The organism is Streptomyces sp. NPDC059499 (genome assembly GCF_042749285.1).
In the GTDB taxonomy this organism is placed as follows: Bacteria; Actinomycetota; Actinomycetes; order Streptomycetales; family Streptomycetaceae; genus Streptomyces.
Map to the genome: position 1 here is coordinate 575,243 of NZ_JBHYTT010000002.1, position 12,434 is coordinate 587,676.

General features: G+C 70.5%; 11 protein-coding genes. 2 read left to right on the forward strand and 9 right to left on the reverse strand.

Annotated elements, in window-relative coordinates; genetic code table 11:
* Window positions 1-5 precede the first annotated feature (5 nt).
* The 5 genes from ACFW9O_RS08000 to ACFW9O_RS08020 all read right to left on the reverse strand — a co-directional run bounded on the left by ACFW9O_RS08000 (window position 6) and on the right by ACFW9O_RS08020 (window position 4,780).
* Window positions 6-1,928, reverse strand: coding sequence for a copper resistance CopC/CopD family protein (locus ACFW9O_RS08000; protein ID WP_384606323.1), 1,923 nt, complete (start codon window positions 1,926-1,928; stop codon window positions 6-8).
* A gap of 14 nt (window positions 1,929-1,942) precedes the next feature.
* The gene (locus ACFW9O_RS08005; RefSeq protein ID WP_384606325.1) at window positions 1,943-2,386 is read right to left on the reverse strand and encodes a copper chaperone PCu(A)C; all 444 of its coding nucleotides are present in this window, start codon (window positions 2,384-2,386) and stop codon (window positions 1,943-1,945) included.
* Window positions 2,383-3,039, reverse strand: a complete 657-nt coding sequence (locus tag ACFW9O_RS08010) for an SCO family protein (RefSeq protein ID WP_384606328.1) — start codon at window positions 3,037-3,039, stop codon at window positions 2,383-2,385. The genes ACFW9O_RS08005 and ACFW9O_RS08010 overlap by 4 nt, the downstream gene beginning before the upstream one ends.
* A gap of 43 nt (window positions 3,040-3,082) precedes the next feature.
* A complete protein-coding gene (locus ACFW9O_RS08015) occupies window positions 3,083-3,832 on the reverse strand; it encodes a YcnI family protein (RefSeq protein ID WP_384606331.1) in 750 nt (249 codons plus the stop codon).
* A 120-nt stretch (window positions 3,833-3,952) separates the two neighbouring features.
* Window positions 3,953-4,780: a hypothetical protein gene (locus ACFW9O_RS08020; protein ID WP_384606334.1), complete on the reverse strand. Its 828-nt coding sequence runs from the start codon at window positions 4,778-4,780 to the stop codon at window positions 3,953-3,955.
* A 258-nt stretch (window positions 4,781-5,038) separates the two neighbouring features.
* On the opposite strand from ACFW9O_RS08020, the gene ACFW9O_RS08025 reads away from it, so the two are divergent.
* The gene (locus ACFW9O_RS08025) at window positions 5,039-5,638 is read left to right on the forward strand and encodes an ATP-binding protein (protein ID WP_384606336.1); all 600 of its coding nucleotides are present in this window, start codon (window positions 5,039-5,041) and stop codon (window positions 5,636-5,638) included.
* 49 nt (window positions 5,639-5,687) lie between these two features.
* Here ACFW9O_RS08025 and ACFW9O_RS08030 read toward each other — a convergent pair whose 3' ends face one another.
* Together ACFW9O_RS08030 and ACFW9O_RS08035 are read right to left on the reverse strand one after the other, a co-directional pair.
* On the reverse strand, window positions 5,688-7,163 hold the full coding sequence (locus ACFW9O_RS08030) for an aminopeptidase P family protein (RefSeq protein ID WP_384606339.1): 1,476 nt from the start codon (window positions 7,161-7,163) through the stop codon (window positions 5,688-5,690).
* Window positions 7,164-7,262: 99 nt separating this feature from the next.
* Window positions 7,263-8,750, reverse strand: a complete 1,488-nt coding sequence (locus ACFW9O_RS08035; RefSeq protein WP_384606341.1) for a PP2C family protein-serine/threonine phosphatase — start codon at window positions 8,748-8,750, stop codon at window positions 7,263-7,265.
* Between the two features lie 521 nt (window positions 8,751-9,271).
* Between ACFW9O_RS08035 and ACFW9O_RS08040 the strand changes: the two genes are divergently transcribed.
* Window positions 9,272-9,955, forward strand: coding sequence for a bifunctional DNA primase/polymerase (locus ACFW9O_RS08040; RefSeq protein WP_351173103.1), 684 nt, complete (start codon window positions 9,272-9,274; stop codon window positions 9,953-9,955).
* A gap of 726 nt (window positions 9,956-10,681) precedes the next feature.
* On the opposite strand, the gene ACFW9O_RS08045 is transcribed toward ACFW9O_RS08040, so the two are convergent.
* Window positions 10,682-11,647 (reverse strand): DUF5926 family protein, encoded by a 966-nt coding sequence (locus ACFW9O_RS08045; protein WP_351173106.1) that lies wholly within the window; start codon window positions 11,645-11,647, stop codon window positions 10,682-10,684.
* Window positions 11,648-11,799: 152 nt separating this feature from the next.
* Window positions 11,800-12,393 (reverse strand): ATP-binding protein, encoded by a 594-nt coding sequence (locus ACFW9O_RS08050; RefSeq protein ID WP_384606344.1) that lies wholly within the window; start codon window positions 12,391-12,393, stop codon window positions 11,800-11,802.
* Between the last annotated feature and the right edge of the window lie 41 nt (window positions 12,394-12,434).

Below are 12,434 nucleotides of genomic sequence, written 5' to 3' on the forward strand. Positions count from 1 at the left end.
CCTGCTCAGCCGATCTTCACGTTCTTGTCGACGGTCGTCTGGTCGATGTCCGACGTGCGCACGGTCACCGTGACCTTCCAGTCGCCCGCCATCGGGATCTGCACACCGCCGGCCGTCCAGTGTCCTGTGGTGATGCGCTCGGGGACGACCGGCAGGGGGCCGATGTCCTTGGACTCCAAGGTGAAGGCGAGCTTCACCTCGGGGACATCCATCGGGCGGTCGCCCGGCCCGTCGACCCAGACGTGCACGTTGTTGGCGCCGGTCCCGCCGGGGGTGACGTCCAGCCGTACGGTCCCCTTGCCGTTCTGGCCGCCCGTGTCGAACGGCATGCTCAGGTTGATCTGCCCGCCGGTCAGAGGCGCGGCGACCGCTGATTTGCTGCGGGCTGCCTCCTCCTCGGTGCGTCCGGGCTCGGTGGACGTCAGGATCGTCGTGACCGCGAGCAGCACCACGGCGATGCCCGTCTCCACCATGACCGAGCGACGCAGTCCGGAGCGCTCCGGATCGGCGTCCCGGGCGCGCTTCTCCTTCGTCGCCGTCAGTGCGGCGCGCTGCCTGGTGAGTTGGACGGCGCGCTCGGGGTCCACCTCTCCGGCGTTTCCGGCCGAGGGACTCTCCGCCTCGTCGTCGGCTTCGGAAGTCCCCGCCTCGGCCGCAGGCTCCTCGTCCCCGGCCAGCCGCCCGGTCCACCGCCGTGAGATCCACGCGACGCCGACGAGTACGGCAACCAGGGCCACCTTGATGAGCAGCAGCTGCCCGTACCGGGTGCCGGTCAGCGCGGACCACGAACCCAGCTGCCGCCAGGACTGGTACAGCCCGGTCGCGGTGAGTACGAGCACGCTGCCGAAGGCCATGCGGGAGAACCGCCGTACCGCGCGGCTCGTGATGTCCGGTGTCCTGTACAGGGCGACCAGCAGTGCCGTGAGTCCGCCGAGCCAGGCGGCGACGGCGAGGAGGTGCAGGACGTCGACCGGCATGGCGATGCCCGGCTGGATGCCGGTCGAGGCGTGCTCGGCCAGGGCCCACGTCCCTGCGATCCCGGCAGCGATGACCGCTCCGCCGATGGCGAGCCCGAAGGTGAGGTCCTGCTTCTCCTTCTCGTCCTCGCGCTTGGCGTACGCCCCGAACAGGACCGCGACGAAGAGCGCGGAGGCGCCGAGGAGGAGCAGCCGGGAGACGAGCGCAGCCCCCGGTTTGGTGTCGAGCACGGACTGCAGACCGTCGAGGTCGAAGGCGTCCGCCAGCTTCCCGGAGCCGGTGTAGGGGCTGCGCAGGAGCAGCATGGCGAGGGTGGCCGCGGTGAGGGTGACCCAGCCGCGTACGACGAGACGCTGCAGGGGCCGGGCGCCCGCCCCGCGCTGCCAGCAGGCGAGCACGAACGCGGAGCCGCCGGCGAGGAGGATGAATCCGGCGTAGGCGGCGTAGCGCGCGATGCCGTAGAGGGTTCCGACGAGGCCGCCGCCGGCTCCGTCGGAGGGCAGGGCCACCGTGGTCTGCGACGGAGCGCCGACGGAGAAGGTGAAGGCGCCGGAGACCGGGTGGCTGTCCGCGGAGACGGCCTGCCAGGCCACGGTGTAGGTGCCGTCGGGCAGGCCGCTGTGGAGGGTGATGCCGTACTGCACGGTGCCGTTCCGCAGCTCGCGGGGGCTTCCGGTGTCGGCCCGCTTCCCGCTCGGGTCGAGGACGCGGATCGAGTCCTCACCCATGGCGATCTGCTCGGAGAAGTTGAGCGTGACCTCCTTGGGGGCGGTGGCGACCACCGACCCGTCCTGCGGGTTGCTCCCGGTGAGGGCGGCGTGCGCGGACGCGGGACTCGCGCCTGCCAGCACCAGGCCGAACAGCAGGCTGATCAGCGCGGCGAGGAGCGCGACCGCGGCGAGCGGCCGTCGTATCGGGGAGAGCCCGAAGGGCGGGGCGGTGGCTGTCATGGGGTGTCAGTACCTCACTGCTTCTTCGGGTTGTAGGTGGTCGCCTTCACGGGAACGTCGACCTTGATGGGGTCGGCCGTCTCGAAGTGCAGTTCCAGGGAGACCGTTTCGCCCTGCTTGGGCCGCTGCTTGAGGTCCGTGAACATGATGTGGCTGCCGCCGCGTTCGAGGTCGAGCTCGCCACCGGCGGGCACCTCGAACGAGGAGGCCATCCGCATGGCCTGGTTCTTCGTCTCGTGGATGGTGACGTGGTCCGAGAGGGGGCTGCTCACCGAGGTGAGCCGGTCGGTACCGCCGTCGTTCTTCACGACGAGGAAGCCGGCCGCCATGTCGCCGACAGGCTGCGGCATGAAGGCACCGGTCACCTCGAGTGCGGGCTTGTTCTCCGAGGAGCACCCCGTCAGCGCGAGACCCGTGGTGAGGACGAGGGCACCGAACAGAGCCGTGCGGCGGTTCACGGCTTCTCCCCCTTGATGATCTTCGGGAGGTCCTTGGCGTAGTCGTCGGCCGTGGTGTCCTCGCCGTACAGCACGTACCCCTTGTCGGTCTTCGGGGAGAACGCGATGACCTGGGCACCGTGCATCGACACGACGGTGCCGTCCTTCTCCTTCTTCGGCGGGTCGATGCCGATGCCGATCTGCCGTGCTCCCGCCTGGATGGTCGGGAAGTCGCCGGTGAGGCCGGTGAAGGCGGGGTCCTGGGCCTTGAGCCAGCTGCCCAGGGACGCCGGGGTGTCCCGTTCGGGATCCGTGGTGACGAAGACGACCTGGAGCTTGTCCCGGTCGGCCGCGGGCAGGGCCCGCTTGGCGAGAGCGATGTTGCTCATGGTCAGCGGGCACACGTCGGGGCAGTTGGTGTAGCCGAAGTAGATGAGTGTCGGCTTGCCCTTGGTCTGCTCACGGAGGTCGTACGACGTGCCGTGCGTGTCGGTGAGGACGAGGTCGGGCTTGGTGAACGGCTGGTCGAGCACCGTTGCGGCCTTCGTCTCGGACTCGACGGAGACGTCGACGACGGGCTTGCCCGCCGACGCGTCGCCACTGCCGCAGGCCGAGAGGGTCAGTGCGGCCACGGCGGCGAACGCCGCGGCCAGCACTGTCTTCTTGTTGCGCATGGAGAGTTGTTTCCTGGTCTGTGGTGCGGGTGGGGCCGGTGGGTCAGGCGCTACGGCGACGGCCCGCGAGCACGCCGAACGCCACGCCCGCGATGCCGATGACGATGCCGACGATGCCCAGAACGCGTGCGGTGCTGTCGGACGACGAGGAGGCCGAGGACGAGGACGCGGTCTTCGAGGACGCGGTGGTGTCCTTGGACTTCGCGGCGTCCGCGTCGCTGCCCTTGTCGTCCGCGGCGGCACCGTGGGCGTCGGCCGAGGCAGCGGTCAGCTTGAGGACGGGCGCCGGGCTCTCGGGCTCGTCGCCACCTGCGGTGGGCTCCTCGATCCAGCGGACGACTTCCTTGTTGCTGTACGTCTGCAGGGCCTTGAAGACCAGCTGGTCGGCGTCCTCGGGGAGCTGTCCGACCGAGAGCGGGAACTGCTGGAAGTAGCCGGGAGCGATCCCGGTGCCGTCGGCGGTCCAGGTGACCTTGGAAACGGCCTCGTTGATCTTCTTGCCGTGCACGTCGAGCGGCTTGGCCAGCTTGCTCTTGGTGATCTCGATCTTCCAGCCGGGCAGGGCCTGCGCGCTGACGGAGGCCAGCGGGTGGTCGGTCGGGAAGTTCACCTCGAGCTTGGTGGTGGAGGCGTCGTCGCGCTCGTTGGGGACCTTGAAGTTGATGGTGGCGTAGCCGCCCTTGGCGGCCTCGCCCTGCGGCTGCACGCTGACGTGCGCGGAGGCGGTACCGGCGAGCAGCAGGACGGTGGACGCGGCGACGCCGCCCGCGATGGCGATGCGTGAAACGTTCATGGCAGAGATCACTCCACAGGCACAAGGGAAAAGGTGGTCCGGCACGCGGGTGCGCGACGGCATCGCGACAGCTCTCCCCCGGGTACGGATCCGGGATCCGGGGCCGGGCGAGGAGTCGCGTCAGGCTGCGCGTACGTATACGGGTGGAGGCCCGCGCCTGATCACCATGTGCTGCAGAGGATCCCCGGTCGCGGGCGCCGGAGCGTCCACGGCGGTACGGGGAAGGAGCGGCCCGGTCGCGGGGCGCCCCGGAAGTCCCGCACGCAGTGTGCGTACGAGGGCCATGGCTGCCCGCAGTGCCCGCAGCCTGGCTCCAGCCGCCAGCTGCCGGCCGCCGTACGCCGAGAGCCTGGCCAGCCGGAAGAGCGCGACCTCGCCGCGCCGCAGGAGCCAGCCGGTGGCGAGTGCGGCGAGGAGGTGCCCGAGGAACATGGGCAGACTCGGCAGGAGGTCCGGCATCAGGGCGCCCGCGCCGGCCGCGGAAGCGGCGTCCGTGGCCGCCGCCCCGCCGGATGCGAGGTGGGTGTGTCCGTGCGTCACGGTCGCGGGGTCGATGCCCGCGGTGGTGACGATGCGGTGGGCCTCACCGGCGCTCAGCTGTGCCGGCCCGGCACCGCAGACCAGCCCGGCGGCGAACCGGATCAGTGAGTCGTCCCCGGACGACGTCGCGGGGCCGGGCGTGTGGCGGCCCGGTCCGAAGAGGACGTGCAGGGCGATCTGTCCGGTCGCGAGGGCGGCGGTGATCGACGGGAGTGACCGCTCGCGCCCGGCGAGCAGTGCCGCGGCGGCGAAGACTCCGAGGAATCCGGCGAGGAGTGTCCACCCGGGCACGGCCGTACCGGCGGCCAGCGTGTGTCCTGCCGCGGCCAGCACGACGCAGACCGCGGTGAACACCGCGGTCCTCAGAAGCCGCAGACCGGCTCCGGCGCGTGCGACAGGCATAGACATGGCCGGGACATCATCGCACTGCGCCCCCTGCTCCCGTACGGCAGGTCCGGAAGGTCGGCAACTGTCCGCATCGCGGGTGAACGGGGAGTGTTGCACCTGTTCAGGAGCGCTCATCGGAGTATCCGGTGCCGGGCATACACCGGTATACGGAACATTCGCATCCGCCGAATGAGCGCTGTCACAGCCGATCCGTGCTTACGAAGTGCTCTGCGCGGCAATACGTATCGGTATGTCGAGCCGCAGCCAGGAGGCTGGAGCATGAGCATGTGGTGGTCACTCCATTTGCGGCGCGAAGCTGCGAGCGTTCCGCTCGCCCGTCGTTTTCTGCTCGGCACCATGGAGACCGCGGGGGTGGATCCGGACATCTCCTACGACCTGTCGGTCGCGCTCAGCGAAGCCTGTGCGAACGCCGTGGAACACGGCGGCGACCTGGGAGACGCCGGTGACCTCGCCGGCCTCGGTCCCACCGATGACGAGCAGCCCGTACGTGGTTCCGGCCAGTACCGGGTCACCGCCTATCTGGACGGCGAGAAATGCCGTATCGAAGTCGCCGACTCGGGGCCAGGTTTCCCCGCCCGGCGCACGCTTCGCACCGCCGCGCAGCAGTCCGCCGGGTCTCCGTCGGATCCGCAGCAGTCCGCCGGGCATCCCCCGGCGGGTCACCCGCCGCCCGCGCGCTCCACAGGCGGGTGCCCGGCGGGAACGCAGCCCCTCATGGCGGAGAGCGGCCGGGGACTCGGCCTGATCGAGGAGCTCGCCGATCACGTCCACTTCGGCAACCGCCCGGGGCGTGGAGCGGTCGTGAGCTTCGACAAGATTCTGAAATGGCGGGAGGGCGCGCTGCTCATGGTGTCCTGAGCAGCGCGCCCTCCCGGCGCACGGGGCGCGGCCCCGCGCCCCGTGCGTGTCAGCCCTTGAGCCGGCCCATCCACGCCTCGACCTCGTCGGCCCGGCGCGGCAGTTTGTCGGACAGATTACGGTTGCCGTCCTCGGTGACGAGGATGTCGTCCTCGATCCGGACGCCGATGCCCCGGTACTCCTCGGGCACGGTCAGGTCGTCGGCCTGGAAGTACAGTCCGGGCTCGACCGTGAGGCACACGCCGGGCTCCAGGGTGCCGTTGACGTACGACTCGGTGCGTGCGGCGGCGCAGTCATGGACGTCCATGCCGAGCATGTGACCGGTGCCGTGCAGGGTCCAGCGGCGCTGCAGGCCCAGCTCCAGGACCTTCTCCACGGTCAGGTCGCCCAGCAGGCCCCACTCGACGAGCTTCTCGGCGAGGACGCGCTGCGCGGCGTCGTGGAAGTCGCGGAAGGCGGCGCCGGGCTTGACGGCCGCGATGCCCGCTTCCTGGGCCTCGTACACGGCGTCGTAGATCTTCCGCTGCAGCGGGGTGAACGTGCCGTTGATCGGCAGCGTCCGTGTCACGTCGGCGGTGTAGAGCTCGGTGGTCTCCACGCCGGCGTCCAGGAGCAGCAGCTCACCGGAGCGGACGGCTCCGTCGTTGCGGACCCAGTGCAGCGTGGTGGCGTGCGGGCCGGCCGCGCAGATCGAGCCGTAGCCGATGTCGTTGCCCTCGACCCGGGCGCGCAGGAAGAAGGTGCCCTCGATGTAGCGCTCACTGGTCGCCTCGGCCTTGTCGAGGACCTTCACGACGTCCTCGAAACCGCGTGCCGTGGCGTCGCAGGCCTTCTGCAGCTCGGAGACCTCGAAGGCGTCCTTCACCAGGCGGGCCTCGGAGAGGAAGACGCGCAGTTCCTCGTCGCGTTCGGCGGTGACCTTGTCGGTCAGGGCGCTCTCGATGCCCGCGTCGTGACCGCGGACGTTGCGTACCGGACCGGTGGCCTCGGCCAGCGCGGCCGCGAGCTCGCGGACGTCCTTCGCGGGGATGCCCAGCAGCTGCTCGGCCTCGGCGAGGGAGTGGCGGCGGCCGACCCAGAGCTCGCCCTGGCCGTCGAGCCAGAACTCACCGTTCTCGCGGTTGGAGCGGGGCAGCAGGTAGACCGTCGCGTCGTGCCCGGCCGTGTCGCCGGAGCCGGTCGGCTCGAGCACCAGGACGCTGTCCTGGTTCCGGTCGCCGGTGAGGTAGGCGTACTCGGTGGAGGGACGGAACGCGTACTCGGTGTCGTTGGAGCGGGTCTTCAGGTTGCCCGCGGGAATGACGAGCCGCTCGCCGGGGAAACGCGCGGAGAGCGCGGCGCGGCGGGCGGCGGTGTGCTCGGCCTGGGCGATCGGCTCGAGGCCGTGGAGCTCGGTGTCGGCCCAGCCGGACTTCATGCTTTCGGCGAGCTCATCGGAAATGCCCGGGTACAGGCCGTTCTTCCGCTGCTTGATCGGCTCTGCTTCGGTGGCTTCCGGGGTCTCCGGGGTGAGCTCCTCAGACACGATTTGTCTCTCCTTATACGACACTGGACCCCATCCATCGTACGGGCGTACGGAAGGGGGCCCAGGGCCGGAAGACCTCTTACCGGTCCGATGCGGCCGTCAGTCGAAGTGCGCGGCCAGCAGGACCACGTCCTCGGTGCTGTCGCTCCGGTCCAGGCCCTCGGGCAGGACGGTCCGCAGAACATGGTCGGCGACGGCTCCCGGGTCGTGACGCAGCGCCTTCGGTACGCCGGCGGCCGCCGCGTGCAGTCGTGCGAACGCCCGGTCCATGGGATCGCCGGTGCGGCGCAGCAGCCCGTCGGTGTAGAGCAGCACGGTCTCGCCGGGGGCGGGCGTGAACTCCACGCTCGGCGCCTCCCAGCAGGCCAGCATGCCCAGGGGTGCGGAAATTGTCGTCTCGACGAACTCGGTGCGCCGGTCGCCGATGATGAGCGGCGGGGTGTGTCCGGCCCCGGCGAGCAGGATCGTGCGGCGCTCGGGTTCGCAGTAGGCGTAGAGCGCGGTGGCGGCGCACGAAGGTTCGGTCAGCCGCAGCAGGAGTTCGAGGTCGGAGAGTACGGCGACGGGGTCCTCGCCCTCCATGACGGCGTAGGCCCGCAGGCCGGCGCGGAGCCTGCCCATCGCGGCCAGGGCGCTCGGACCGGAACCGCTGACCGAGCCGACGGCCAGGCCGAGCGCGTTGTCCGGGAGGGCGAGTGCGTCGTACCAGTCGCCGCCGCCCTTCGGGGCGGTCCGGTGGCGGGCGGCCAGCTGTACCCCGGGTACCCGGGGCAGCCTGGTGGGGAGCAATTCCTCGGCGATGATCGCGGCGTCCGCCCTGGCGCGTTCCAGTTCCAGGAGGCGGGCGAGGTGCTCGGTGGCGTAGCGGGCGTACAGGCCGACGAGGTGGCACTGGCGTTCCAGTGGTTCGGCGGGCTCGTCGTACAGCCAGACGGCCACGCCGAGCCGGCCGGAGGACCGGGTGGCGAGCGGGAGGGTGTAGCCGGCGGCGTACCCGAGCGTGGCGGCGACTTCGCGGCAGCGGGGGTCGATGCTGTCGTCGCCGAGGATGTCGGGGCTGGCCATGGGGGTGTCGGTGTCCGGGAGGCCGTCGAGGAAGCGGCCGTAGGGGGTGGCGCTGCGCGGCACGGTCTCGATGGTTCCGAGTTCGGCGTGGGCGAGTCCGAGGCCGATGGTGAGGGACGGGCCGCCGCCGTCGGCCGGTTCGAGGACCAGGAGTCCGCGACGGGCTCCGACCAGAGCCGCTCCGGCGCCCAGCAATTCGTGGAGGGCGGTGTCGAGGGTGCTGGTTCCGGCCAGTCGCTCGGTGAGTTCGTGCAACGTGGTGAGGTCGGAGACCCAGCCCGCCAGCCGGTCCTGGATGAACGCTCCCGGCGCGGCGGGCACAGCCTTGAGGGGTGCTGCAGTGTGCGTTGAAACAGGAACCATGGGATCGATTCCAGCCACTTTCGGAAGATGTGGGGCGCTCATGGCCGTCGGCTTTCCGACTGGTGTGTTTGGTCGAATAGCATCGCAAACCCCCATGTCATTCTGCGCCGCTATCAGTGCATCCACATGTACACGTACAAGTAAGGTGATGTCCAGCATTGTCCTTGCGATATTTGTGGTGTCCAAGGGTCTGTTAAGTTGGCCAAAAAATGCACCCCCGTGCAGCTATTTGCGGTCGACTGGGTGTGCTCGACAGGGGGCGCCCTCGGGGTGAAGTGCCGGAGGGAGCGTCATTCCGGGCATGCTGGGTACGTAACCGTTGATGGCCAGGGGCAGTTGCGATCGCCCCGGAACCCGACAGCGCGCCCGGACGTCCTCACCCGTGACGGCCGCACCCCCACCCGCGAGTGGCGGGGTTTGCACAAGGGACGGCGAGCGCGACGCGCACGCCGCCCGCGCGATGTATTGACTGGACTCGGCTCGGTTCCACACGGTTCGACTCGGCTCAGCTCCATTCTGTTCGGTTCCACTCTGCTCGGCTCGGCTCACGCTCGGCGCGGACTGCCTGTCCGTACCGCAGCCCGGTGAGCATGCACGCACAGCGAAGAGACGCACACGTGGTGTAACGAGCACGTGGTGTGATGTGGACCTCGGCGTTCAACGGAAAGGAACGAGCGCTCATGCGCGAGATCCTCGGAAGGCGACGCAGGCACCGGCCCCGGCGCAAGGCAAGTCCCGCCCAGCTCGACGCGGCGCTGACCTGTGCCACCGCTTGGAAATGGCCCGTCCTCCCCGGAGCGGGGCTGGCGACGGCAGGTGTGCGCGGCGAGCGCGGCCGCGGTTGCGCCTGCCCCGATCCCGAGTGCGCCGTGCCCGGCGCACATCCCTTCGACCCCGGTCTCCTCGCGGCGACCACCGACGCGCGCATGGTGCGCTGGTGGTGGACCAACCGGCCGGCCGCTCCCGTCGTGCTGGCCACCGGTGGCCAGGCGCCCTGCGCGCTGAGCCTGCCGGCCGTGGCGGGTGCCCGGGCGCTGACCGCGCTCGACGCCATGGGGCTGAGACTCGGCCCGGTGGTGGCGACGCCGACCCGCTGGTCGCTGCTGGTCGCTCCGTACACGCTGGAACGGCTCGGAGAGCTGCTGCACGCGAAGGACTGGGTGCCCAGCTCCCTGAGGTTCCACGGTGAGGGCGGCTACCTCATCCTTCCCCCGTCCGAGGTGGGTACGGGTCAGGTGCGCTGGGAACGGGCACCGTTGGCCGGTCCTGCAGCGCCGTGGCTCCCGGACGTGGAATCCGTCCTGGACGCGCTCGTCGAGGCGAGCAACAGCGCTCCCGACGGCGGCAGCCGGCTCGCGTACTGACGGACCGGTGACGGCTGCGGTAAACCGCTGACGCAGGAACGACGGGCGGCTCACTCGTAAGGGTGTGAGTCCGCCCGTGTTCTGCGCAGACGACCCGGGCGCGCACGGGACGAGTTCAAATTCGTCCCCGAAATCCCCGTCCCGAATCGATTGAATCCCCGTGCCGGGCGCAAAATGCGCTGATCGCAGGCTTTCTGATGACCTTTCCGCAGAAGATTACGGAAACGGTGCGGGAGGGCGGTCCGGGCGGAAGTCGAGGGCACATGCCCTTGCCGAGTCCTCGCCCCTGCGCACGACGCCTCTGTGGTGCCGGACATCTGTCCGAAAGCAAACACTCCGTCACCGCCCGTAGCCCTGAAGGGAGACGGTGCGCGCCGGTGTTCCCGGACCTTCGGTGTGCGTATCGGAACCCTTCCGCGTGCAACGGCCGAGGCGTGCAACTGGCGGCGGAGCGAGTGCGCGGAGGGGGTGCTGACATCGGGCGCGGCCAGAGTGCCGTGGCGGGGCTGATCCGCCGGTGCTCCGGCGTGCGCCCCCGCGTGCCCTACCCGGAAACGCGGACGCCCGGCCGCTGGCGACGGGGGATGCACCAGCGACCGGGCTTCCAGAACGGTAACAAGAGATCTGCTGTGAGCAAATTCGATCTCGCCTATTCGGACAGCGATTTACTTGCGAGTACGGCGAGTTGTGACCGGGGTCACCGAACCGTCCGCGGCGCCGTCACTGTCAGCTGAGCGTCACTTGGCGGTTGGTGAGCCCACCACGTGCCCGCCGCTCCTCACCGGTGAGCGGGGCGTCCGACGCGAGAGCCTCGGCGAGCTGCTCCGCGAACTTCGCCGCGGGCTTCTCGCACTCCTCGGCGCCCATCGCGGAGGGCAGGTCCCAGACCGGGACCATCAGCCCGTGCGCCCGGAACGAGCCGACCAGCCTCGTTCCCTCGCCGAGCGAGGACGCACCCGCCGCGTGCAGTCGCGCGAGCGCGTCCAGGAGCTGCTCCTCCGGGTGCGGCATGACCCAGCGCAGGTGGTTCTTGTCCGGCGTCTCGCACCAGTACGCGGCGTCCACTCCGGAGAGCAGCGTGGTCGGGATCGCCGCGGCGTTGGCGCGCTCCAGGGATGCCGACACCTCGGGGGTGGCGTTCTCCGCGTCCGGGACCCAGAACTCGAACCCCGAGTGCACGACCGGCTCGAACGGGGCGCTCGGGTCGAGGAGGTCCTGCAGCCGGGGGCCGTCGGCGGACACACGGCGGGCGGCGACCGGCGAACCGGGCTCCACCTCCAGCGCCCGCTGCAGGGTGTCGGCGAGGTCGCGGCTGAGGTCGCCGGAGGAGGTGTCGTTCTGCAGGGCGAGCAGGACGGAACCGTCGTCACGGCGCAGAGCCGGCCACGCCATCGGCAGTACGGTCGCGAGCGTCACGGACGGTACGCCCTCGGGCAGACCGCCCTTCAGCGTCAGCTCGACCGTGGCGGCGGGCACCAGTTCGCGCAGGGCGATCCAGTCGCACTCCCCGGAGAGTCCCTCGAAGGGGCGCTGGACCAGCTCGGTCACGGCCTGGGCGGCGGCGCGTCCGTGACACGCCTTGTAGCGGCGGCCCGAACCGCAGGGGCAGGGCTCGCGGGCCCCGACGACCGGGATCTCACCATCCTTGAGCTGCTGCTTCCCGGCCTTGGACTGAGGGCGCTTCTTGGCCATGGTGGGCGTTCTCCCGATCGTGACGGTGCGGTCTCCGGCGCGAGCCTAGCCGCCCCCGCCACCGCGGGGTCACACCTGCCGCCGGGCCTGCCACGGCAGTTCCGCCCCGGAGTGCGGCCGGCCGGTGCCCGCGCCGCTCCTGCCGAGCCGCTTCAGTCCGCGTCGTCGAACGCGTCGAATGCGTCGGCGAAGTCCATTCCCTCCAGCGCGCCGAGCCCGTGGTCCGCGGAGACCAGGGCCCATACGGTGACCTCACCCGAGGTGTCGTCCCGTACGCCCCACTCCTGGGCGAGGGCGCTGATGATGTTGAGCCCGCGTCCGCCGCGCGCGGTGACCGACGGGGTGGCCGGAATCGGCCTGGTCGGGCCGCCCCCGTCCGTGACCTCGACGGTCAGGCCGCCCGCTCTGTCGACGCGCCACGCGGCGCGGACATCGCCGTCACCGACCTCTGTGTGCAGGCCCAGGGGCCTGCCGTGGCGGCATGCGTTGCTGAGCAGTTCGGAAAGGATCAATACGGCGTCGTCGACGACCGTGTCCGACACCCCGTTGCTGCGAAGCTGCTCACGCATGCAGTGCCGTGCCTGCCCCACGCCTGCAGGGCCATGAGGAACGGCCATGCTCGACGACGTGGGCACCTCTTGTGCCACCACCAACGTCACCCCCGAGACCTCCTTTGCCCCACGCCACGGATTGGATGCCCCTCTGGGCTTCACCGGAAACCGGCCAAAGCCCTGGCAGTGATGCACTCGTAACGATCGATAGCGGAGCGAATGCGCCGGTGTACCCC

What these genes read in the sequence shown, in the direction of transcription:
- ACFW9O_RS08040 (WP_351173103.1), top strand. Translation starts at nt 9,272, where the DNA reads ATGCGCGAGATCCTCGGAAGGCGACGCAGGCACCGGCCCCGGCGCAAG.
- ACFW9O_RS08045 (WP_351173106.1), bottom strand. Translation starts at nt 11,647, where the DNA reads ATGGCCAAGAAGCGCCCTCAGTCCAAGGCCGGGAAGCAGCAGCTCAAG.
- ACFW9O_RS08025 (WP_384606336.1), top strand. Translation starts at nt 5,039, where the DNA reads ATGAGCATGTGGTGGTCACTCCATTTGCGGCGCGAAGCTGCGAGCGTT.
- ACFW9O_RS08020 (WP_384606334.1), bottom strand. Translation starts at nt 4,780, where the DNA reads ATGTCTATGCCTGTCGCACGCGCCGGAGCCGGTCTGCGGCTTCTGAGG.
- ACFW9O_RS08015 (WP_384606331.1), bottom strand. Translation starts at nt 3,832, where the DNA reads ATGAACGTTTCACGCATCGCCATCGCGGGCGGCGTCGCCGCGTCCACC.
- ACFW9O_RS08010 (WP_384606328.1), bottom strand. Translation starts at nt 3,039, where the DNA reads ATGCGCAACAAGAAGACAGTGCTGGCCGCGGCGTTCGCCGCCGTGGCC.
- ACFW9O_RS08035 (WP_384606341.1), bottom strand. Translation starts at nt 8,750, where the DNA reads ATGCTGGACATCACCTTACTTGTACGTGTACATGTGGATGCACTGATA.
- ACFW9O_RS08000 (WP_384606323.1), bottom strand. Translation starts at nt 1,928, where the DNA reads ATGACAGCCACCGCCCCGCCCTTCGGGCTCTCCCCGATACGACGGCCG.